Origin of the sequence: Micromonospora sp. WMMC264, assembly GCF_027497275.1 — a bacterium.
In the GTDB taxonomy this organism is placed as follows: domain Bacteria; phylum Actinomycetota; class Actinomycetes; order Mycobacteriales; family Micromonosporaceae; genus Micromonospora; species Micromonospora chalcea.
In genome coordinates, this window is the sequence record NZ_CP114907.1 from 1184406 (window position 1) to 1204353 (window position 19948).

At 72.4% G+C, this 19948-nt stretch carries 18 protein-coding genes; 8 read left to right on the forward strand and 10 right to left on the reverse strand.

The window, feature by feature from the left end:
- Positions 1-17: 17 nt before the first annotated feature.
- From ngcE to O7542_RS05630, 7 genes are all read left to right on the forward strand, one after another.
- On the forward strand, positions 18-1430 hold the full coding sequence (gene ngcE / locus O7542_RS05600) for an N-acetylglucosamine/diacetylchitobiose ABC transporter substrate-binding protein (RefSeq protein WP_043329765.1): 1413 nt from the start codon (positions 18-20) through the stop codon (positions 1428-1430).
- Between the two features lie 22 nt (positions 1431-1452).
- Entirely contained in the window at positions 1453-2394 is a 942-nt protein-coding gene (locus O7542_RS05605) for a sugar ABC transporter permease (protein WP_043329767.1), read from the forward strand.
- Positions 2395-2407: 13 nt separating this feature from the next.
- Complete coding sequence (locus O7542_RS05610) at positions 2408-3358, forward strand: carbohydrate ABC transporter permease (protein WP_043329769.1); 951 nt, start codon at positions 2408-2410, stop codon at positions 3356-3358.
- 138 nt (positions 3359-3496) lie between these two features.
- Positions 3497-5164 (forward strand): bifunctional 3'-5' exonuclease/DNA polymerase, encoded by a 1668-nt coding sequence (locus tag O7542_RS05615; RefSeq protein WP_281606448.1) that lies wholly within the window; start codon positions 3497-3499, stop codon positions 5162-5164.
- Positions 5165-5304: 140 nt separating this feature from the next.
- The gene (locus tag O7542_RS05620; protein ID WP_281605792.1) at positions 5305-5898 is read left to right on the forward strand and encodes a nucleotidyltransferase family protein; all 594 of its coding nucleotides are present in this window, start codon (positions 5305-5307) and stop codon (positions 5896-5898) included.
- A gap of 40 nt (positions 5899-5938) precedes the next feature.
- Positions 5939-6271: a TfoX/Sxy family protein gene (locus O7542_RS05625; RefSeq protein WP_043329771.1), complete on the forward strand. Its 333-nt coding sequence runs from the start codon at positions 5939-5941 to the stop codon at positions 6269-6271.
- A gap of 81 nt (positions 6272-6352) precedes the next feature.
- Positions 6353-7069, forward strand: a complete 717-nt coding sequence (locus tag O7542_RS05630; protein ID WP_281605793.1) for a VOC family protein — start codon at positions 6353-6355, stop codon at positions 7067-7069.
- Positions 7070-7104: 35 nt separating this feature from the next.
- Here the strand turns inward: O7542_RS05630 and O7542_RS05635 are convergent, their stop codons facing one another.
- From O7542_RS05635 to O7542_RS05670, 8 genes are read right to left on the reverse strand one after another with little or no spacing between them, the layout of a single operon-like run.
- Entirely contained in the window at positions 7105-8748 is a 1644-nt protein-coding gene (locus tag O7542_RS05635; RefSeq protein ID WP_069087731.1) for a DUF4127 family protein, read from the reverse strand.
- Positions 8745-9458, reverse strand: a complete 714-nt coding sequence (locus tag O7542_RS05640) for a putative N-acetylmannosamine-6-phosphate 2-epimerase (RefSeq protein WP_043329777.1) — start codon at positions 9456-9458, stop codon at positions 8745-8747. The genes O7542_RS05635 and O7542_RS05640 overlap by 4 nt, the downstream gene beginning before the upstream one ends.
- The gene (locus O7542_RS05645; protein ID WP_069087732.1) at positions 9455-10375 is read right to left on the reverse strand and encodes an ROK family protein; all 921 of its coding nucleotides are present in this window, start codon (positions 10373-10375) and stop codon (positions 9455-9457) included. Before O7542_RS05645 ends, O7542_RS05640 begins: the two co-directional genes overlap by 4 nt.
- Entirely contained in the window at positions 10372-11214 is an 843-nt protein-coding gene (locus O7542_RS05650; protein WP_013287328.1) for a carbohydrate ABC transporter permease, read from the reverse strand. Before O7542_RS05650 ends, O7542_RS05645 begins: the two co-directional genes overlap by 4 nt.
- On the reverse strand, positions 11204-12151 hold the full coding sequence (locus tag O7542_RS05655) for a sugar ABC transporter permease (protein WP_043329779.1): 948 nt from the start codon (positions 12149-12151) through the stop codon (positions 11204-11206). Before O7542_RS05655 ends, O7542_RS05650 begins: the two co-directional genes overlap by 11 nt.
- 11 nt (positions 12152-12162) lie before the next feature.
- Positions 12163-13446 (reverse strand): sugar ABC transporter substrate-binding protein, encoded by a 1284-nt coding sequence (locus O7542_RS05660; protein ID WP_043329780.1) that lies wholly within the window; start codon positions 13444-13446, stop codon positions 12163-12165.
- Between the two features lie 22 nt (positions 13447-13468).
- Positions 13469-15064, reverse strand: coding sequence for an FAD-dependent oxidoreductase (locus tag O7542_RS05665; RefSeq protein WP_043329781.1), 1596 nt, complete (start codon positions 15062-15064; stop codon positions 13469-13471).
- Positions 15065-15104: 40 nt separating this feature from the next.
- Positions 15105-16151: a LacI family DNA-binding transcriptional regulator gene (locus O7542_RS05670; RefSeq protein WP_135241080.1), complete on the reverse strand. Its 1047-nt coding sequence runs from the start codon at positions 16149-16151 to the stop codon at positions 15105-15107.
- 299 nt (positions 16152-16450) lie between these two features.
- On the opposite strand from O7542_RS05670, the gene O7542_RS05675 reads away from it, so the two are divergent.
- The gene (locus tag O7542_RS05675) at positions 16451-16591 is read left to right on the forward strand and encodes a hypothetical protein (RefSeq protein WP_281605794.1); all 141 of its coding nucleotides are present in this window, start codon (positions 16451-16453) and stop codon (positions 16589-16591) included.
- Position 16592: 1 nt separating this feature from the next.
- Here O7542_RS05675 and O7542_RS05680 read toward each other — a convergent pair whose 3' ends face one another.
- Entirely contained in the window at positions 16593-17402 is an 810-nt protein-coding gene (locus O7542_RS05680) for a metal-dependent hydrolase (RefSeq protein WP_064445381.1), read from the reverse strand.
- A 200-nt stretch (positions 17403-17602) separates the two neighbouring features.
- Entirely contained in the window at positions 17603-19879 is a 2277-nt protein-coding gene (locus O7542_RS05685; protein WP_281605795.1) for a serine/threonine protein kinase, read from the reverse strand.
- Positions 19880-19948 lie beyond the last annotated feature (69 nt).

Genomic DNA, 19948 nt, shown 5'->3' on the forward strand with positions numbered 1-19948 from the left:
CCACAAGGAGAGACAAGATGTCGGTTACTCCCGAGAAGTTCGGCGACGTCAGCCGTCGGACCCTGCTGCAGCGTGCCGCGGCGGCCGGTCTGCTGGCCGTACCGGCGGCCGGTCTGCTCAGCGCCTGCGCCGGCAGCGAGCCGAGCAAGTCCGACGGCGGCGGCGCGGCCAAGAGCAAGGACAACCCGTTCGGCGTCAAGGACGGCAGCGCGGTCAAGGTGGTGGTCTTCAACGGCGGCCTGGGCGACCAGTGGGCCAAGGAAGACAAGGTCATCTTCAACGCCAAGCACCCGAACATCACGGTCAACATGTCTTCCACCCAGAAGATCAAGACCGAAGAGCAGCCCAAGATGGCGACGCAGCCGAGCGACCTGGTGATGAACTCGGGCGCCGACATGATGGACCGCAGCACGCTGATCAACGAGGGCGCGATCGAGCCGCTGGACGACCTGCTCACCGCGCCGGCCTGGGACAGCGAGGGGACCGTCGCCGACAGCCTGCTGCCCGGCACGGTCGCCGACGGTACGCAGAACGGCAAGTTCTACGTCGTCAACGTGGCGTACACGGTCTGGGGCAACTGGTACAACGCGGCCCTGTTCAAGAAGGAGGGGTGGACGGCGCCGACCACCTGGGACGAGTTCTTCGCGCTCGCGCCGAAGATCAAGGCCAAGGGCATGGCGCCGTACGTGCACGACGCGGTGCACGGCTACTACCCGCGCTGGGCGCTGTTCGCCAGCATCTGGAAGGCGGTCGGCAAGCAGGCCGTCGTCGACATCGACAACCTGAAGGACGGCGCCTGGAAGGCCGACGGCATCGTCGCGGCGCTGGAGCCGTGGGAGAAGCTGGTCAAGGACAAGCTGCTGCTGCCGGGCAAGCTCGACCACACCCAGTCGCAGCAGGCGTTCCTGGACGGCAAGGCGGCCTTCATCCAGGTCGGCACCTGGCTGAAGAACGAGATGGCCGCGACCATCCCGCCGGGCTTCGAGATGACCATCTCCGACTACTGGAGCAAGAGCGGGGACAAGGCCGCCAAGGACGTCTTCGCCTCCTCCGGCGAGGGCTTCGTGGTGCCGAGCAAGGCGCCGAACAAGGAGGCCGCGAAGGAGTTCCTGCGGGCCATCCTCTCCAAGGCCGGCTCGGCGAAGTTCGCCGAGCTGACCAAGTCGCTGGCCTCCACCAAGGGCTCCGGCGACAACGTCCAGGACACCGCGCTGGCGTCGGCGAACTCGCTGATGAAGAACGGCAGCTCGGACCTGATCTCGGTGAAGTTCCCGGACTTCTACGCCGACCTGGACAAGGAGAGCCAGAACCTCTCCGAGGAGCTCATGGCCGGCCGCCTGACCGCGCAGCAGTTCGTCGACAAGATGCAGGCGGCCGCCGACAAGGTCGCCAAGGACTCGTCGATCAAGAAGCAGACCCGCACCGCCTGATCACCGCGAGGAAGTGAGTCCAATGCGGCACGGAGTCGCGCGTTTCGTCACGGGCTTCCTGGCCCTGCCCGTCGCGCTGTACCTGTTCTACGTGGTGTGGCCGTTCGCCCAGGCGGCGGGATACTCGCTGACCGACTGGGGCGGGTACTCCGATTCCCAGCGCTTCGTCGGGCTGGACAACTACGTCCGGCTGTTCTCCGACGAGCTGATCCGGAAGGCGTTCTGGCACAACGTGTTCTTCCTGGTCACCGTGCCGCTGTTCACGATCGCGCTGGCCCTGTTCCTCGCGTTCCTGCTCAACGTGGGCGGACGCGAGGACAGGGCCGGCATCCGCGGAGTCTTCGGCTCCGGGATCTACAAGGTCATCTTCTTCTTCCCGCAGGTGCTGTCGCTGGTGGTCATCGCCGTCATGTGGCAGCAGATCTACCGCACCGACGGGCAGGGTCTGATCAACGGCCTGCTCATCAAGATCGGGCTGGTCGACGCGGACAACCCGATCGCCTTCACCGCCGACCCGGAGCCGTTCCTCGGCGTGCCGGCGGTGCTCTGGTGGCTGCTGTTCATCGCGGTGTGGAGCGGCGCCGGCTTCTACATGGTGCTGTTCTCCGCCGCGATGCAGTCGATCCCGAAGGACATCTACGAGGCCGCCATCCTCGACGGCGCCGGCCGGTTCCACACGTTCTTCAAGGTGACGCTGCCGCTGCTGCGGGACAGCATCTCGGTCGCCTGGGTCTATCTGGGTTTCATCGCGCTGGACATGTACGCGCTGGTCTTCGTCATGACGCCGAGCCAGGGCGGACCGAACCACGCCAGCGAGATCTTCGCCTCGGTGATCCAGTTCAACGCCTTCCAGAAGGGCCAGTTCGGTTACGCCTGCGCGATCGCCGTCGCGCTGGCCATCTTCACCATCCTGCTGGCCGCGCTCCAGCTGAGGATCACCCGCCGTGAGCGGATCGAGTTCTGAGGAGGTCTGGACGATGAGTACGGTGACGCACCCCTCCGGTCCGGCCCGGTCCGACACGGCGCCGCCGGCCCGCCCGCCCGCGGCCCGGCGGGACGTCGGCAACGGCTTCGGCGGCCGGATCTTCAACGGCTTCTCGCACCTGTTCCTCGCGGTCTGGGCGATCATGGTGGTCTACCCGCTGCTGTGGGTGGTGATGTCGGCGCTCAAGACCGACTCCGAGGTGATCCGCGAACCGCTGTCGCTGATCCCCGACGCACTGCAGTGGGACAACTTCGCCCGGGCCTGGACTGCCGGGATCGACAGCTTCTTCCTGAACACGCTGCTCGTGCTCGTGTTCAGCGTGACGCTGACGATGCTGCTCGGCTCGATGGCCGCGTACGCGCTGGCGCGCTACGAGTTCCGCGGCAACCGGCTGATCTACTGGATGTTCCTGTCCGGGCTGACGCTGCCGATCTACCTGGCCGCGGTGCCGCTGTTCAAGGGCGTCTACAACACCGGGGTGAGCCTCCCGCTGCTCGGCCCGAACAAGCACCTCATGCTGATCCTGGTCTACGTGGCCTGGTCGCTGTCGTTCACGATCTTCTTCATGCACTCGTTCTTCCGGACGCTGCCCGACTCGATCGCCGAGGCGGCCCAGGTCGACGGGGCGTCGCACACCCGCACCTTCTTCAGCGTGATGCTGCCGATGGCCAAGCCGGGCCTGATCAGCATCGGCATCTTCAACGTGCTCGGCCAGTGGAACCAGTGGTACCTGCCGACGCTGCTCATGCAGTCGGTCTCCGGCGAGCCGAAGAACCAGGTGATCGCCCAGGGGCTGATCGAGCTGTCGGTCAACCAGGGCTACAAGTCGGACTGGAGCGGACTCTTCGCCGGTGTCACCATGGCGATGCTGCCGGTGCTGATCGTGTACATCGTCTTCCAGCGCCAGGTGCAGTCCGGCCTCACCGCCGGCGTCGGCAAGTAACCCGCCGGACGCAAGGAAGGGCCCCTTATTAACGCTCAGCGTTAATAAGGGGCCCTTCCTCTACCGCAGGCGTTAAGAGGGGGCCCTTCCTTACACGCGGAGCGTGTCGGGGGGAGGGGGCAGAATGCGTCCGTGCTGATGGCGGTGGTGGCGGACGAGCGGGGCGGCGGCGTGCTGCAACCGCTGCACGCCGACGGCACCCCGGCCGGCCCGGCCGAGGAGGTCACCGACCTGGCCGCCGCGGTGGCCGCCCGCGAGGCCGCCGGGCACCCCCGCTGGCTCTGGGCCGCCTGGGCGGGCGTCTACCCGGCGCTGCTGCGTGCCGGGGTCCGGCTCGACCGCTGCCACGACGTCGAGCTGACCGAGGCGCTGCTGCTCGGGCACGCCGGCCGTTGGGGCGAGCCCCGCGCGCTGCCGGCCGCCTGGGCCCGGCTGACCGGCGCGCCGGTACCGCCGGACCCGGCGCCCCGCCCGCCCGAGCCGCCGGGCCAGGCCCAGGCCGCGCTCTTCGAGCCGCCGTCGGGCCCGCCCGGTCCGGGCGTCACGGCGTTGACCCGGGTGTACGCCGACCAGCTCGCCCGGATCGCCGCGACCACCCATCCCGGCCGGTTCCGGCTGCTGGTGGCCGCCGAGTCGGCGGGCGCGCTGGTAGCCGCCGAGATGGGCGCGGCCGGTCTGCCGTGGCGCGTCGACGTGCACGACGCGATCCTGGCCGACCTGCTCGGTGAGGCGTCACCGGTGGGCGGGCCGCCGCGTCGGCTGGCCGAGTTGCAGGCCCGGATCGCCGACGCGTTCGGCGTACGCCAGGTGCACGCCGACTCGCCGGCGGAGCTGTTGCGGGCGTTCGCCCGCGCGGGCGTGGACCTGCCGAACACGCGGGCCTGGGTGCTGCGCGGGGTGGAGCATCCGGCGGCGCCGCTGGTCCTGGAGTACAAGGAGCTGTACCGGATCTGGACGGCGCACGGCTGGGCCTGGCGCGACGCCTGGGTCGCCGGCGGCCGGTTCCACCCGGAGTACGTGCCGGGCGGCGTGGTCTCCGGCCGGTGGGCGACCCGGGGCGGTGGGGCGTTGCAGATCCCGAAGGTGATCCGGCAGGCAGTGGTGGCGGACCCGGGCTGGACGTTCGTGGTCGCCGACGCGGGCCAGCTCGAACCGCGCGTGCTCGCGGCGGTCTCCGGTGACGAGCGGCTCGCCGCGGCGGGTGGGGCCGGTGACCTGTATGCCGCGCTGGCCCGGGACGCGTTCGCCGGTGACCGGGCGAGGGCCAAGGTGGCCCTGCTCGGGGCGATGTACGGGCAGACCGGCGGCGCGGCGGTGCCGGCGCTGGCGGTGTTGCGGAAGAACTATCCGACCGCGTTCGGCTACGTCGAGGCGGCGGCGCGCACCGGTGAGGCGGGCGGGCTGGTCCGGTCCTGGCTGGGGCGTACCTGCCCGCCGGGGTCGGCGGGGTTCGCCGAGGGTGAGGAGGTGCTGCCCGACGGCGAGGCCGACCCGCACAGCCCGTCGGCCCGGGCGGCCCGGTCGCGTGGTCGTTTCACCCGTAATTTCGTCATCCAGGCGACTGCCGCCGAGTGGGCCTCCACGCTGCTGGCGACGCTGCGCACCGAGCTGGCGGGCACGGAGGCGGAGCTGGTGTTCTTCCAGCACGACGAGGTGGTGGTGCACTGTCCGGCCGGGCGGGCGGCGGCGGTCGCGGAGGCGGTCACCGCGGCCGGCGCGCGGGCCACGCGGCTGCTGTTCGGCGACACTCCGGTCCGGTTCCCGCTCGACACGTCCACTGTCGACTGCTACGCAGACGCGGCATAGTCACGCAAATTTCCGTTTTGCCCCGCTACCCGCATCCGGTCGTGCTCGTTGGGCCCGGTGTGCGTACGACGGGACGGACCGGGCAGCTGTGCCCGGTCCGTCCCCTGATCGAGGGGGCACCGCTGAACCGGATCGCTGCAATGATCATCGCCGCCGGAGGCGGCCGCCGCATCGGCGGACCCGAAGCGCTGCTGCACCAGGGCGAGAAGCCGCTGGTCAGCCAGATGATCGACACGATGGCCGAGGCGGGCTGCGCACAGGTCGTGGTCGTCCTGGGCGCGGCGGCCGAGCAGGTGCGTCAGACCACCGACCTGACCGGCGCCACGATCGTGGTCAACCGCGCGTGGGGCACCGGCGTGGGCTCCTCGATCCGGGCCGGGCTCGCCGCGCTCACCGACGACGACATCGAGGCCGTCGTCGTGGTGCCGGTGGACATGCCCGGGCTCACCGCGGCGGCGGTCCGCCGGGTGACCGCGCTGCCGTACCCGGACGTGCTGGTCTGCGCCACCTATGACGGGCTGCGCGGTTACCCGATGCTGTTCGGCCGCCGCCACTGGTCCGGCATCGCCACCCTCGCCAGCGCCGACGTCGGCGCCCGGCCGTACCTGCTGGCGCACAAGGACCAGATCGTCGACATCGCGTGCGACTCGGTGGCCGACGGCAGCCGGATCGACAGTCCGGAGCTGATGGCGCTGTACGGCCTGTCCATCCCCGAACAGCGCGTCGGCGCCTGAGGCGCGCCCGCCTGTCGGACCCGGGTGCCAGGATCGGACCGTGGCCTACGACGAGGACCTGGCGAACCGCGTACGCGAACGTCTCGGGGGTGAGCCCGGGATCACCGAGCGGCGCATGTTCGGCGGCCTGGCGATGATGCTGCGCGGCAACATGGCGGTGGTGGTGCGCGGCGCGGGCGGCCTGATGGTCCGGGTCGACCCGGCCGAGGCCGAGCGCGCGCTCGCCGAGCCCGGCGCCGAGGCGACAGTCATGCGGGGCTGGGTGATGCGCGGCTGGGTCACCGTGTCGCCCGCCGCCTGCGAGCGCGACGCCGACCTGGCCCGCTGGGTCGACCGGGGGGTCCGCTTCGCGCGTACGCTGCCGGCGAAGTAGCCCGCCGGATATCCGGGTGCGCGCCCGGCCCGGCCCGTCCTACGCTGCGGCCAGTCGGCAGCGGGGGATCGGAGACGACGGATGGCGGTTCACCTCTACGCGGTCAGCATGGACGCGGGCGACCCGCGGCGGCTCGCGCGGTTCTGGTCCGGGGTGCTCGGCCGGGAGATCCTCGACGACCCGCGCGAGGGCGTGGCGCTCGGCGGCGACGCCCACAGCGACGTCCGCATCCGGTTCCTGCCCAGCGACGCGCCGAAGACCGTGCAGAACCGGATCCACTTCGACCTGACCAGCGCGTCGCCGCAGGCCCAGCGGGACACCGTCGACCGCGCGCTGACGCTGGGCGGGCGGCACATCGACATCGGCCAGGGCCCGGACGACGACCATGTGGTGCTCGCCGACCCGGAGGGCAACGAGTTCTGCGTCATCGGGGCAGGCAACAACTTCCTCGCCGGCTGCGGCCCGCTCGGCGCTGTCAACTGCGACGGCACCCGGGCGGCCGGCCTGTTCTGGACCGAGGCGCTGGGCTGGCCGCTGGTCTGGGATCACGGCGAGGAGACCGCGATCCAGTCGCCGCGCGGGGGCGCGAAGGTCACCTGGAGCGGGCCGCCGCTGATGGACGCCGGCGGGCGGGACCGCGTACACCTGGATCTGGTCGCGGACGGCGACCGGGACGCGGAGATCGACCGGCTGCTGGCGCTCGGCGCGACCCGGGCCGGTACGGGCCGGCACACCGCCGGCGACGTGGTGCTGGCCGACCCGGACGGCACCGAGTTCTGCCTGCTGACGCCCTGCTGAGGCGGGTGCGGCCCGGGGGACCGCACCCGCACCGGTCAGCGCAGCCGCAGGCTCGGCTCCAGCGTGACCTCGAACAGCCGGTCCCACGGCAGCTCGACCCGCACCGCCGTGACCCGGTCCAGCGTCGCGGTGAAGGTCTTACGTCCGCGTACCCCGAGCACCAGCTCGTGCCCGGCGAAGTGGTCGGCGAAGTACCGCTCGGTCAGCGGCACCAGCCGGTCGCGTACCCAGCCGTCGAAGTAGCGCTTCTGCTCGGCGGTCAGCGCCAGCGGATCCCAGCCCTGGGCGCGGGCGTGCGCGTACGCCTCGACCTGCACCACGTTCTTCCACGGGTCGTCCTTGACGAACCGGTAGAGCAGGTACTCGGCGTGCGCCTGGGCCGGCCCGCGCAGCTCCGGCACGCCGAAGCCGCTGCCGGACGAACGCAGGTACGCCCACCGCGCGGTGCCGTGCGCGAGCGCCAGCCCGAGCGCGTTGCCGCCGGTGTTCCACCCCGAGTACGACAGCAGCGCCGGCAGGTCCAGATGGGCCTCCATCCGGGACACCAGGTCGTGGTCGCCCTTGTTGACGATCAGCGGGTCCACCACGATCACCTGGGTGCCGGCGGCCAGCAGTTCGCCGATGCGGCCGACGAACGCGTCCAGGTCGGCGGCCCGCTGCCCGGCCGCCGCCGACGGGGTGTTCACCGCGAGGACGATGTCCGCGTCGCCGGTCACCACCCGGCCGCCCACCGAGGTGACGTGCCGGCGGATGTTCTCCGCGAACGGGATGCCCTCCAGCGCGGCGGTCCACCCCTCGCCGGACACCCCGGCGTACTCCACCCGGTAGGTGGGCGCGGCGCCGGCCGCGACGACGCGCGCGACGAGCAGCGCGTTGACCTCGTCGGCGCCGGGGAAGATCTCCACCCGGTCGCCGACGCCGAGCCGCGCTACCAGCGCCTCCAGCTCGACCCGCTCGGCGCGGGCCAGGCCGACCGGCGCGGTGTCGTCCTCGGAGAGCACCAGGTGGCTGATCGTCCCGTCCGCGACCCACTCCACCATCAGCCGGTTGACCTGGTGGTTGCGTGCCCGCGCGGCCAGGTAGTCCTCGACCACGGCGTCCGGGATGCGCGCCCGCACGGCGTCGAGCTGGCCCCGCAGCGCCTCCTGGCCCAGGTTGACCACCTGGTCGTACAGCTTTGCCCACTGGACCAGCAGGTCACGGTAGTTGTCCAGGTCGGTGCCGGTGCTGGTGATGGCGAGCCGCTGGATCGTGTCGTGCACCTCGATCACCGCGTCGGACCGGCGTGCGCGCAGCCGCCGGATCGCCTCCAGGTTGCGCAACGCGTCGGCCAGGGCCGGAGCGGCGGTACGCGAGGCGATCAGGCCCCCGTACGCCAGCATGCTCACCGAGATCACGTACCCGTCGACGCGGTCGGTGCCGTCGAGCCAGCGGGCGATGCCGGCGCCGTCACCGGGGGTGAAGAAACGGCCCAGCAGGTTCCGCGGCGGCAGCAGCACCTCGGCGTCGGCGCTCGCACCGGTCATCTCCGCGCAGTACGTGTTGACCGGCCGGTCGTCCAGCGGCACCAGCGCCACGCTCGGTCGCCGGCCGGCGGGCCGGGCGAACGCGGGGCCGCCGAGGGCGACGGTGGCCAGGCCGGCCGCGCCGGTGGCCGCAAGAAGGGTTCTTCTCTTCATCGATGCTCCCTTTTCTCCGGCGCGCTCGCCGCCCGGGGGGTGGCCGGTACCAGCCGGCGGGTGATCCACAGCGGTGAGGTGACGGCGTTGCCCATCACCACCGCGTGGGCGCCCGCCTCGAAGGCCCGGCTGATCTGCTCCGTGGTCCGGTAGCGCCCTTCGGCGATCACCGGCACGGGCAGCAGCGCGGCGAGTCGCGCCACGAGCCCGAGGTCGGGCCCGTCGATCGGTGGGCCGGCCGGCGTGTAGCCGGACAGCGTGGTGGCGACCGCGTCCGCGCCGGCCTCGACGGCGGCGACGCCCTCGGCCACCGTGGCGACGTCGGCCAGGACCAGCGCGTCGCTCTGTTCGTGGACCGCGCGGACGGTGTCGGCGAAGGTCCGGCCGTCGGGCCGGGGACGGTCGGTGGCGTCCACCGCGACGACGTGCGACCCGGCCCGCGCCGCTTCGAGGGCGTGCCCGGCGGTCGGGGTGATGAACACGCCCTGCGTGCCGTGCTTGTACAACCCGATCACCGGCACGTCGACGGCGGCGCGTACGGCCCGCACGTCGTCGGGGCCGTTGACCCGGACCGCCACCGCGCCGCCGCGGACCACTGCGGCCGCCACGCGGGCCTGGACGTACGGGTCGCGCATCGGGTCGTCCGGGTCGTCGGGCAGGGGCTGGCAGGACACGACCAGCCCGCCGGCGAGTTCGTCCAGGACACTCACGTGCTTGTTCCTCCGTCGTGGTGGATCGGTGCGGTGGCGAGCCGGGCGGCGCCGACCACCACCGCGTCGGCGCCCAGCGCCGCCGGAAGCAGCGGCACGTGCGCCCAGCCGCCGGGTAGCTCCGCCCGGTAGGCGGCCGTGGCGGCGGGAAGCAGCGTGGCGGCGGCGCCGCCGGCGACCACCACCGCATCCGGGTCGAGCAGGGCGACCAGCCCGGCCAGGGCCGCGCCGAGCGCGGCGCCGGCCCGGTCGACGACCTGCCGGGCGGTCGCGTCACCGGCCGCCGCGCGCCGCGCCACCTCCCGGCCGGTGACCGGGTCACCGCCGGTGAGCGCATACGCGGCGGCCAGGCCGGTGCCGGAGGCGATCGCCTCCAGGTGCCCGTACCGGCCGCAGCCGCAGCGCAGCCGGTGCGCGCCCGGTGCCGGCAGGTGCCCGAGCTGGCCGGCCGCGCCCCGGGCGCCGCCCTCGCCCCGCCCGTCGTTGACGATCGCGCCGCCCAGCCCGGTGCCGACGGCGGCCAGCAGCACGTGCCCCCGGCCCCGTCCGGCTCCGGCCCAGCACTCGCCCAGCGCCGCCGCGGCGACGTCGTTGGTAACGCGCACCGGCCGGCCCAGCCGCGCGGCCAGCTCGTCGGCCACCGGGGTGCCGGCCCACCCGGGCAGGCTGTCGGTGGCGTACCGGATGGCGCCGGTCGCCGGGTCGACGGTGCCCGCGGTGCCCACCCCGACCGGTCCGGGGCCGGCGGCGGCGAGCAGGTCCGCGGCCAGGCCGGCGGCGGTGTCCAGCACCGCGGCCGGCCCGCCGCGCGCGGGGGTGGGCGCCTCGCGGCGGTCGAGCACCCGCGCACCGGGACCGACGAGGGCGGCGGCGGTCTTGGTGCCGCCGATGTCGATCCCGACGACCGGCTCGGTCATCCCTTCAGACCGGTGTGCGCGAGGCCCTCGACGAACTGCTTCTGCGCGATGACGAACACCGCCAGCACCGGCAGCGCGGTCATCGACGCCGCCGCGAGCTGGACGTCCCACATCGGACCGCCGTACGCGTCGACGAACTGGGTGAGCGCCTGCGGCAGGGTGAACTTGTCCGGCGAGGAGAGGAACACGATCGGTTCCAGGTACAGGTTCCAGCTGTGCAGGAACGTGAAGATGGCCACCGCGCCGAGCGCGGGCCGGGACAGCGGCAGCGCGATCTTCCAGAACGTGGCGAAGCGTCCCAGCCCGTCGACCCGCGCCGCCTCCTCCAGCTCACCGGGGAGGCTGATGAAGAACTGCCGCATGATGAACGTGGCCAGCACGCTCGGCGCCCCGAAGATCGGCACCAGGATCAACGGCCAGTGGGTGTCGATCAGGTCGAGCTTGAAGAACATCTGGAACAGCGGCACGATCGTCACCTCGCTCGGGATGAGCAGGCCCGCGAGGACGACCAGGAACAGCACGTTCTGTCCCCGGAACCGGATCCGCGCGAACGCGTACCCGGCCAGCGACGCCACGGCGAGCGTGCCGACGGTGACCAGCAGCGCGATGTAGAGGCTGTTCAGGTACTGCTGCCCGAACGGCTGCAGCTCGAACACCCGCTGGTACGCGTCCAGCCGCGGATCGGTCGGCAGCAGCTGCGGCGGGAAGGAGAAGATGTCCGCCACCGGCTTCAGCGACGAGGTGACCATCCACCAGGTGGGGAACACGAACGGGACGGCCAGGACCATCAGCACCCCGTAGAGCACCAGCTTGGTCCGCCGGGACAGGTCACGATTCATGGAAGACCCACCTCTTGCGCATCTGCCACTGCAGCACCGTCAGCGCGAGCACGATGACGAACAGCAGGATCGACAGCGTGGCGCCGTAGCCGAAGTGATGGAACTGGAAGGCCTGCTGGTAGAGGTAGTAGACGAGCACCGTGGTCGAGGTGCCGGGTCCACCCTGGGTCAGCACCGCGATCTGCGCGAACACCTGCAGCGAGCCGACCACCGTGATGATCGACGTGAGCATGATCGTCGGGCTGATCAGCGGCACGGTGATCCGCCAGAACTGGCGCAGCCGGCTCGCGCCGTCGACCTCGGCGGCCTCGTACAGCTCGGCCGGCACGCCCTGCAGGGCGGCCAGGAACAGCACCATGTTCAGGCCGACGTTCTTGAACACCTGCACGACGATCACCGACAGCATCGCCGTGCCCTCGCCGCGCAGCCAGTTGGGGCCGTCGACGCCGATCGTGTCGAGCAGGCCGTTGATGCCGCCGTTGTCCTGCAGCAGGAAGCCCCAGACGATGGTCCACGCGACGAGCGAGACCACCACGGGGGAGAAGAACAGGGTGCGGAACACGATGGTCCCGCGCAGCTTCTGGTTGAGCAGGACGGCCAGCAGCAACGCCAGGCCGAGGTTGAACACGACCAGGCCGACCGAGAACAGGCCGGTCGACCGCAGCACCGGGCCCAGGTTGGGGTCGTCGGCCAGCGCGGCGTAGTTGTCGGTGCCGATGTAGTCGAAGCTGCCGGCCAGCACGTTCCACTCGTGCAGGCTGTACCAGACCACGAGGACCAGCGGCAGGATCACGAAGACCACGCTGCCGAGCAACTGCGGGGTGATGAACAGGTATCCGGTGAGCTGGTCCCGGCGGCGGGTGGTCCAGAACGGCCGGGCCCGGCCCGGGGCGGGCCCGGCAGCAGCCGGGCCCACCCTGGTGTCCGTCTGGGTCATGATCCTCGGCCCTACTTCGCCAGCAGCGGCTGGATCTTGGAGCAGACGCCGTCGAGTACGCCCTTGACGTCCGCGTCCGCCTTCCACAGCGGGTCGAGCGCGGCGCGCACCTGCTGGCTCAGCTCGGCCTGCCCGGAGTGGCTGGGCTTGACCGTGCCGTTGGTGATGCCGTCGATGACGACCTTCTGCAGCTGCTCCGGCTTGAGCTTCGGGTTCGTCTTCGCCAGCGTCTCGGCGGTCAGCTGGGACTGCCGCGGCGGCGGGAAGAACTGGGCCAGCTTCGCCGAGTTGGTGGGGTTGGTGAAGAAGGCCAGGAAGTCGGCGGCCTGCTCGGCGTGCGGGCTCTTCTTCATCACGCCGATGCCGGCCTGGCCGACCACCGCGTACGGGCCCTTCGGACCGGCCGGCAGCGGGACCAGGTCCCAGTCGAAGCCGTTCTCCTTCAGCAGCGAGGCGCGGGAGATCTGGGTGACGGTCATGGCCGCGTCACCGGCGAAGAAGTCGGCGGTCGTGCCCGGACCGGGCAGCGCCTTGCCGGTGAAGATCGCCTTGTGCAGCGTGGTCATCGCCTCGACCATCTCCGGGCTGTTGAACCCGCAGCTGCGGCCGTCCTCGCTCCACGCCTGGGCGCCCCAGCCGGTCCAGAACGTGGCCAGGTTGTCCCAGCCCTTGTAGTCGAAGTCGCGGACCACGAGCCCGGCCTTGCCCGACTTCGCGGCGGTGGCGCCGGCCGCGGCGAGCGCGGTGTCCCAGTTCCACTGCCCGGCCGCGATCAGCTCGGCCGGGGTCTTCTGCCCGGCCTTCTTGAGCATGTCGTTGTTGACGAACACGCCGAACGGCGAGGTCGAGAACGGGTACGCGAAGAGCTTCCCGTCGTTGCGCCACAGCTTCAGCGTGGCGGGGGACAGGTCGTCGTACTGGTAGCCGTCGGCCTTCTTCAGCGTGTCGTCGAGCGGGCTCAGCGCGCCGGAGGCGACGAAGTCCGGAGCCGAGTTCTCGAAGATCCACGCGAGGTCCGGCGCGTTGCCGCCGGCGATCTGCGTGGTGAGCGTCGTGGTGTAGTTCTCGAACGGCAGCGGATCGAACTTGATCTCCGCGACGTCCGGGTTGTTCTTGCGGTACTCGTCGGCGATCTCGTTGAACAGCTTGAGGTGCGCCTCGTTCGCCGACCAGACGGTCATCCGCAGGCTCGCCGGACCGTCGTCCTTGGCGTCGCCGCCACCGCCGCAGGCGGTCAGGGCGAGCACACCGGTCATGGTCGCCGCGACCAGGCCGGACAGTCTTCCGTATCTCACTTTCTTTCTCCTCACCGGGGGTTCAGTAGCCCGCGATCTGCGGCCAGCGGCATTCCACGCCGGCGGCCGAGATGCGGTCCGTGAATTCGGCCAGCAGGCGGGGGGTGCCGCGGACCGCGCGCGGGGACTCGCCCCGCGCAAGGCAGAAGTCGGCCAGCAGGCCGGCGACCTCACCGACGTTCCACTCGACCGGGTGCAGTCGGTAGCTGCCGTTGGTGATGTGCGTGGTACCGATGTTCTTGCCGGCCGGCAGCAGGTTCTCCATCCGCTGCGGGATGAGCGCGCCGAGCGGGATCTCGAACGGGCAGGAGCCGACGTCGATGTAGTTGTCGCCGCCGGTCGACGGGTGCAGGTCGATGCGGTACATGCCGACACCGATCGAGTCGGGGTAGCTCACCGCGCCGTGCTCGCCGCGTACCGCCAGGGAGAGGTCCTGCTCGACCACCGTGTACTCGGCGCGGATGCGGCGCGACTCCCGGATGTAGGGCGCCTGCGCCAGCCCGTCGGGGCTGCCGGTCACGTCGCCGCGCAGCCGCAGCCCCGGGTAGCCGGTGCCGCCGTCGGGACGGGGCGCCTCGGTCTGCAGCCAGTACAGGACGGAGTACGACAGCTCGCGCGCCTGGGACAGGTGCCAGGACGCGTTCGGCACGTCGATGACCGGGCCCTCGAAGTAGTCGATCATCGGCCAGTTGACGAGCGTGATGTCGCTGCCGTACGCGCCGTCGACGAAGTTGCGCCGCGCCGCGATGCGCCGGAACGTCCACAGGTTGCCGTCGCCCGGGTTGAGCCGCTGGTCGGCGTTGACGCCCAGCGGGTCGTCGTCCGGGTTCGGCGTGAAGCTGCGCTCGACGATCTCCAGCGTGCGCGGGTGGGGTGACCGCCAGGACAGCAGCCGGTCACCCCAGAAGTCCGGCTTGTAGTCGCGCCAGAAGTCGTACCCGGCGGGCCGGTCGATGGTGTGGTCGCCGTCGACGTGGTCCAGCGCGAAGCAGACGGACACCGCCTGCATGTTCAGCGGCTGCGCCTGCGCCGGCGCGCTCGGCTCACCGGTCTGCGCCTGCGACTCGAACCCGGTCACGTACTCGGTGCCGGTCAGTGGCAGCAGCTCACCGGTCTCGGTGGCGTCCAGGACGTACGGCGCCTCCACCTCGATCCGCTCGTCGCGGTCCCGGTGGGCGAGCGTGACGCCGGTGACCCGGTCGCCGTCGGTCTCGGCCGCGACCGGCCGGTACGGCTGCAGCACCGTCAGCCGCCCGGACCCCCGGTACGGCGCGAGCATCTGCTCCAGGACCGCGACCGCCACCCGGGGCTCGTGGCAGAGCCGGCTCACCCAGCCCGCGCCCGGGTTCAGGTCGGTCCACGCCCGGGACCGCTCGGTCAGCGGGTAGTGGCGGCGGTAGTAGTCGCGGATGCCGTCGCGCAACTCCCGGTAGCTCGCGGTGGCGCCGAACTGCTCGATCCAGGAGTGCTCGTCCGGCGGGACCGCCTGGCTGGTGAGCTGCCCGCCGAGCCAGTCGAACTCCTCGGTCAGGATGACGGACCGGCCGGCACGGGCCGCGGCCAGCGCCGCGGCGACACCGCCCAGTCCGCCCCCGACGACGAGGACGTCCGCACGCATAAGTACCACTTGCTTCCTTCCAGTTGCGCGGCCGGGCGTGTCAGCGCCGGTCGGCCGCCGATCCAGGGACGCCGAGGGTGTCGCCCTCGACGAGTTCGCAGGGCAGGAGCCGTTGCTGGAGGCCGCCGGCGCTGCCGTCGATGACGCCGGTCAGCACCTCGACGGCCTGGCGGCCCATCTCCTCGCGCGGGATGCGGAACCCGGTGAACGTGATGTCCGTGGGCACCGGGACGGTCGGGTCGCCGAGGGTCACGACGGACAGGTCACCGGGCACCGTGAGCCCCTTGCGGCGGGCGGCCGTCTCCAGCGCCACGGCGGTGGCGAAGTCCTCCACGAAGGCGACGGTGCTGCCGTCGGCCCGCAGGTCGTCCACTGTGGCGTCGGCGGTCTCCGCCGTCGCGGTGATCTGGCGGGCGCTGTCCGCGCCGGTCGCGCCGGCGTGGAAACCGCTGCGCCGGTCGTGCGAGGACTCGGCCGAGGTGCCCATGCCCACGTACGTCAGCCGCCGGTGTCCCAGCTCCACCGCCCGCTCGGCCAGCCGGTGGACCGCGCTGGCGTAGTCGGCGCCGACGTAGGGCACCGGGCCGCCGGCGTCGTCGCGGCGTCCGACGGCGACGTAGGGGAACCCGTCGCGGTTGAGCCGGAGCAGCTCCGCGCCGTCGATCTCCCGGCCGAGCAGGATGCAGCCGTCGGCCAGCCGCAGCCGGTTGTCCTGGTGGAAGATGCGCCGCCGGCCGTCCACCACCGGGGCGCTGGTGAACAGCAGCAGGTCGCAGCCGACCCGTTCGGCGTACTCCTCGATGCCGAGCAGGAACGGGTGGAAGAAGTCCCGGCTGCCGCTGGGGAAGGCCGGCTCGTAGGTGAAGACGCCGATGATCCGGTTGAACCCGGAGGCGAGGCGGCGGGCGGCCGGGTCGGCGGCGTATCCCGTCTCGGCGATGACCTGCAAGACCCGGTCCCGTGTCTCCGGCGCGATCCGGACGTCGGCGTCGGTGCGGTTGTTGAGCACCAGCGACACGGTCGCCTGGCTGACGCCGGCCATGCGTGCGATGTCACGCTGGGTGACACGCCTGGGGGGAGGGGTCACGTCGGTCCTTCCACTTCCGCTAATGCGTATTAGCGATCGGGTCGGGATGGAGCCTCTCTGCTCTCCCGGCGTCCTGTCAAGGGGTGGCCGGAAGATTTCCGTTCGATGAACTCCCTGATGTAATGCGGATTAGCAACCGCGCCCGCCGCTGCCCTGCGGTTGTTCGGGCGGGAATCTTGACAAGGGCCGACCGGGCGCGCGACAGTAGGCGGACCTCCGCGCTAATGCGCATTAGCGTGTCGTCGATCGTCCGCACGGATGATCGACGACGCTTGCTTCCCTACCCAGGGTGATGTCGGGTGCGGCCTCTGCCCGCCGCCACCCCGGGCATTACCGTTCTCATCGGACGGTCGTGGCGCCGTCGCGGCGTGGGCTGGACGGCCCGGCTGATCGGGGCCCGGGCGGCCACCGCCCGCGCGGTACGCGCCGAGGCGGGCTGACCTACACCTGGATGTCGAAGCGCTGCAGCACCGAGGGCGCGACCAGCCCCACCGCGGCCAGGACGGACAGGATCGTCATCGCGGTGCGCAGCACCACCGTCTCGGCCTTGCTGCCGGTACGCAGAGCGATCTTGTTGGGCAGGCCGATCATCGTCCACATCCGGCGTTTGATCGGGATGGGCCACAGGATCGGCACCCCGGCCCGGGTGATCATGTCGCCGAGGATGTGCACGAAACAGCCCACGCCGACGGCGAGGCCGATCATCGGATAGCCCCGGTCGCCGGGCAGGTTGGCGAACGTGAACCAGGCCGCGGCGGCGGACACCAGCGTGACCACCACCCAGCCCGCGCGCTCGGCCCACTTGTCGAACAGCCCGCGCAGCGCCAGGCCGATCATGAAGAAGAGGATTCCGACGACGGCCCACTTGCCGTAGTGGGCGCAGAGCGCGGTGGTGCCCCAGCCGACCAGCACGGTGAACGGGATGGTGTGGGTGAGCGTGCGGTGCCCGTTGTTGCGGCGCGGATCCTTGCTGAGCTTGGTGGCGTAGTAGACGCCGAGTGAGACCTTCTCCACCACCTCGGCGACGAAGAGGCTGACCACGCCGAACGTGCGGGCCACGGTGGCGCCGCCCTGGTTGCGGGTGACCTTCCCGGACAGGTCGAGGTCGGGGAAGAGCGCACCGCCCGCGCAGACCGCAGTGCCCACCGCCAGCGCCAGCGGTGTCTGGTGGTAGTCCGCGAACTGGGCCATGGCCCAGGAGCCGGTCAGCCACACCGCCGCGCCCGAGAGCGCGTGGGACGGTCCCATCATCTCGGCTCGCCCTTCCCGAAGATCTTGATCCACGAAACTACGCCACTGTAGTCAGCCCGTGCGACAGCGGGGCATCAGCCGGACGGTCCACTGGGGAAGGGGTGCCGCGGACGCGCGACGGCGTACCGCTGCCACCCGGAATTATGGCGGGCCGGGCAGCCGGCGCCACGCCGACTGTCGGTGATGGGACGGGGTGCGGCTCAGCCCGCGGTACGGGTGGGCCGGACCGTGCCGAGGCTCGCCCGGATGACCGCGAACTGCTTCGACGCGTCCGCCCAGTCGGCGTCGGACGTGGTCAGCCCGAGCGTCCACCCGGCCCGCTGACCGGGCAGTACGCGCAACGCACGCATCCGCTCGCCGTACGGCGCGGTCCACCGGCACTCCCACTCCGCGCCCGGACCGTCGGCGGCCAGCCGGATCTTCTCGTACTGCGGCAGCCGACCGGCGGAGGTCAGATCCCGCTCGGACGAGCGCAGCCGGCCCACCGGATCCCCACCCGGATACGGCTCGACGCCGAGGATGCGCCGGGTGGCCGGGTCCTGGAAGCAGGTCGTGTCGCCGGAGCGCAGCTGCAGCCACCCGGCGGGCAGGGCGATGTGGAAGCCGCCGGTGTCGGCGGGCCAGACCCAGCCGGCCGGCACGTTCACCGCCGGGTCCTCGGGAGGTGGGCCCTTGCGGACCGGCGTGCCCGTCACGTCCGGCCGGACGCAGGGGAACGGGGGAGGGGGCACGCCCGGGCCGGGCTGATGATCCCAGGGCCGGGCGACGGCCTCGCCGGACCGGCGCGCCTCCGGATGCTCGTCGGCGCCGTCGGTGACCGCCAGCGCGGTGCCGACGCCGGTCGCCACGGCGAGCAGCACCGCGCCCACGGCGAGCCCCCAGCGTCGCAGCCGCTTCTGGTCCTCGGCGTCGAGCGGCCGGTCCGGGGGACGCGGAACGCCGGTGGGCGGGGGCGGGCCGGCCCGCAGCGCACCGCTGTCGGCGGGGCCGCTGTGGGCGACCGGGGCCGGGCGGGCGACCGGCGCCGCGTCCGGGCCGGGGATGCGCACCGGGCTCAGCGCGTCGGCGCGGGGCGCGGACTCGGGGCCGGTCGGGCTCCCCGGGTCGACGAAGCTGGTGAGGACCGTCGGGCCGAGGCTGACCGGACCCGAGCGGTCCGGGGCCGCCCGGGGCGGCTCCGCCGGCGTGGTCGCGGGGGACTCCGCCCGCTTCAGTTCGTCGGACCGGTCCCGCTGCGGCGGCTCCGGGCGGGGGCGCGGCGGTGGCTCGGGTCGGTCCGCCGAGCCCACGGGGCCGGACCGCTCGGCGCCGTCGCGCGGCGCGGGCCGGCCGGAGCGGGCGGCCGTGCCGGAAGGGCCGGACCGGCCGGACTCGCCGGAGCGCTCCGGCAGGTCGGCGGAGTCGGACGGACCGCCCGGCGGTGGCGCCCGGTCACCCTCGGCGGGCGGCGCCCACTCGCTGCGCTTCGCCGCCCGGCTCCAGGCGCGGGCGGCGGCGGCCGGCGGCATCAGGTCCGGGTACACGACGCCCGCCGCCGCAGCCGCCGGCTCGTCACCGGCGCCCGGGGGACGTCCCCGAGCGTCGCCCTCGCGCCCGGCGGCCGGCCGATCGGACGGTACGGCGGACCGGCCCGCGGACCCGCCGGCCGCCGTCGCGTCGGCGTCCGACACCGCGGCCACGCCGAGCAGGCGGGCGGTCTCGTGGTGGCCGAGCCGGGCGCGCGGGTCTCGCCGCAGCAGCCCGGCCAGCACCGGCGTCAGCGGGCCGGCGTGCGGCGCCGGGTCGGGCGGCCGGGTGGCGAGCGCGGCGAGCGTGGCCATGGCGGTGCTGCGGGCGTACGGCGAGCGGCCCTCCACGGCGGCGTGCAGCGTGGCGCCGAGCGACCACATGTCCGCCTCGACGCTGGACACGCCCTCGGCGGCCCGCTCCGGCGCCACGTACTGGGGGGAGCCGAGGACCAGGCCGGGGCGGGTCATGGCGCCGTCGCCGCCCTGGAACACGGCCAGCCCGAAGTCGGTGAGCAGCACCCGGCCGTCCCGGGCGAGCAGCACGTTCGCGGGTTTCACGTCCCGGTGCAGCACCCCGGCGTCGTGCGCGGCGCGCAGCCCGGCGAGCACCGCCAGCCCGATCTCGGCGGCCCGCCCGGGCGGCAGCGGCCCGTCGGTCTCGATGAGCTCCTGGAGGGAGCGGGACGGGACGTACTCCATGACCAGCCAGGGGTCGCCCTCGACCCGGACCACGTCGTAGACGCGGACCACGTTGGGATGGTTGAGCCGCGCGGACGTCCGCGCTTCGCGCAGCGTACGGGCGCGCAGCTCGTCCCGCTCGTTCTCGGCGAGCCAGTTCGGCGGCACGACCTGCTTCACCGCGACCTCGCGATGCAGCTCCTCGTCGCGCGCCCGCCAGACCTGGCCCATCCCGCCGCGACCGACCAGGTCGAGCAGGCGGTACCGTCCGGCGATCACTACGTCCCGCACCGCACTCCTCACCGCTGGTCAGTGGTCCACAATAGCCAACGGATCGGACGGTACCTATCGCACGGCGAG

Excerpts from the sequence above, each read along its gene's own strand:
- O7542_RS05635 (WP_069087731.1), bottom strand. The coding sequence starts at position 8,748 with ATGAAGAGAAGAACCCTTCTTGCGGCCACCGGCGCGGCCGGCCTGGCC.
- O7542_RS05655 (WP_043329779.1), bottom strand. The coding sequence starts at position 12,151 with ATGACCCAGACGGACACCAGGGTGGGCCCGGCTGCTGCCGGGCCCGCC.
- O7542_RS05630 (WP_281605793.1), top strand. The coding sequence starts at position 6,353 with ATGGCGGTTCACCTCTACGCGGTCAGCATGGACGCGGGCGACCCGCGG.
- O7542_RS05605 (WP_043329767.1), top strand. The coding sequence starts at position 1,453 with ATGCGGCACGGAGTCGCGCGTTTCGTCACGGGCTTCCTGGCCCTGCCC.
- O7542_RS05645 (WP_069087732.1), bottom strand. The coding sequence starts at position 10,375 with ATGACCGAGCCGGTCGTCGGGATCGACATCGGCGGCACCAAGACCGCC.
- ngcE (WP_043329765.1), top strand. The coding sequence starts at position 18 with ATGTCGGTTACTCCCGAGAAGTTCGGCGACGTCAGCCGTCGGACCCTG.
- O7542_RS05620 (WP_281605792.1), top strand. The coding sequence starts at position 5,305 with ATGATCATCGCCGCCGGAGGCGGCCGCCGCATCGGCGGACCCGAAGCG.
- O7542_RS05680 (WP_064445381.1), bottom strand. The coding sequence starts at position 17,402 with ATGATGGGACCGTCCCACGCGCTCTCGGGCGCGGCGGTGTGGCTGACC.
- O7542_RS05610 (WP_043329769.1), top strand. The coding sequence starts at position 2,408 with ATGAGTACGGTGACGCACCCCTCCGGTCCGGCCCGGTCCGACACGGCG.
- O7542_RS05615 (WP_281606448.1), top strand. The coding sequence starts at position 3,497 with ATGGCGGTGGTGGCGGACGAGCGGGGCGGCGGCGTGCTGCAACCGCTG.
- O7542_RS05665 (WP_043329781.1), bottom strand. The coding sequence starts at position 15,064 with ATGCGTGCGGACGTCCTCGTCGTCGGGGGCGGACTGGGCGGTGTCGCC.
- O7542_RS05650 (WP_013287328.1), bottom strand. The coding sequence starts at position 11,214 with ATGAATCGTGACCTGTCCCGGCGGACCAAGCTGGTGCTCTACGGGGTG.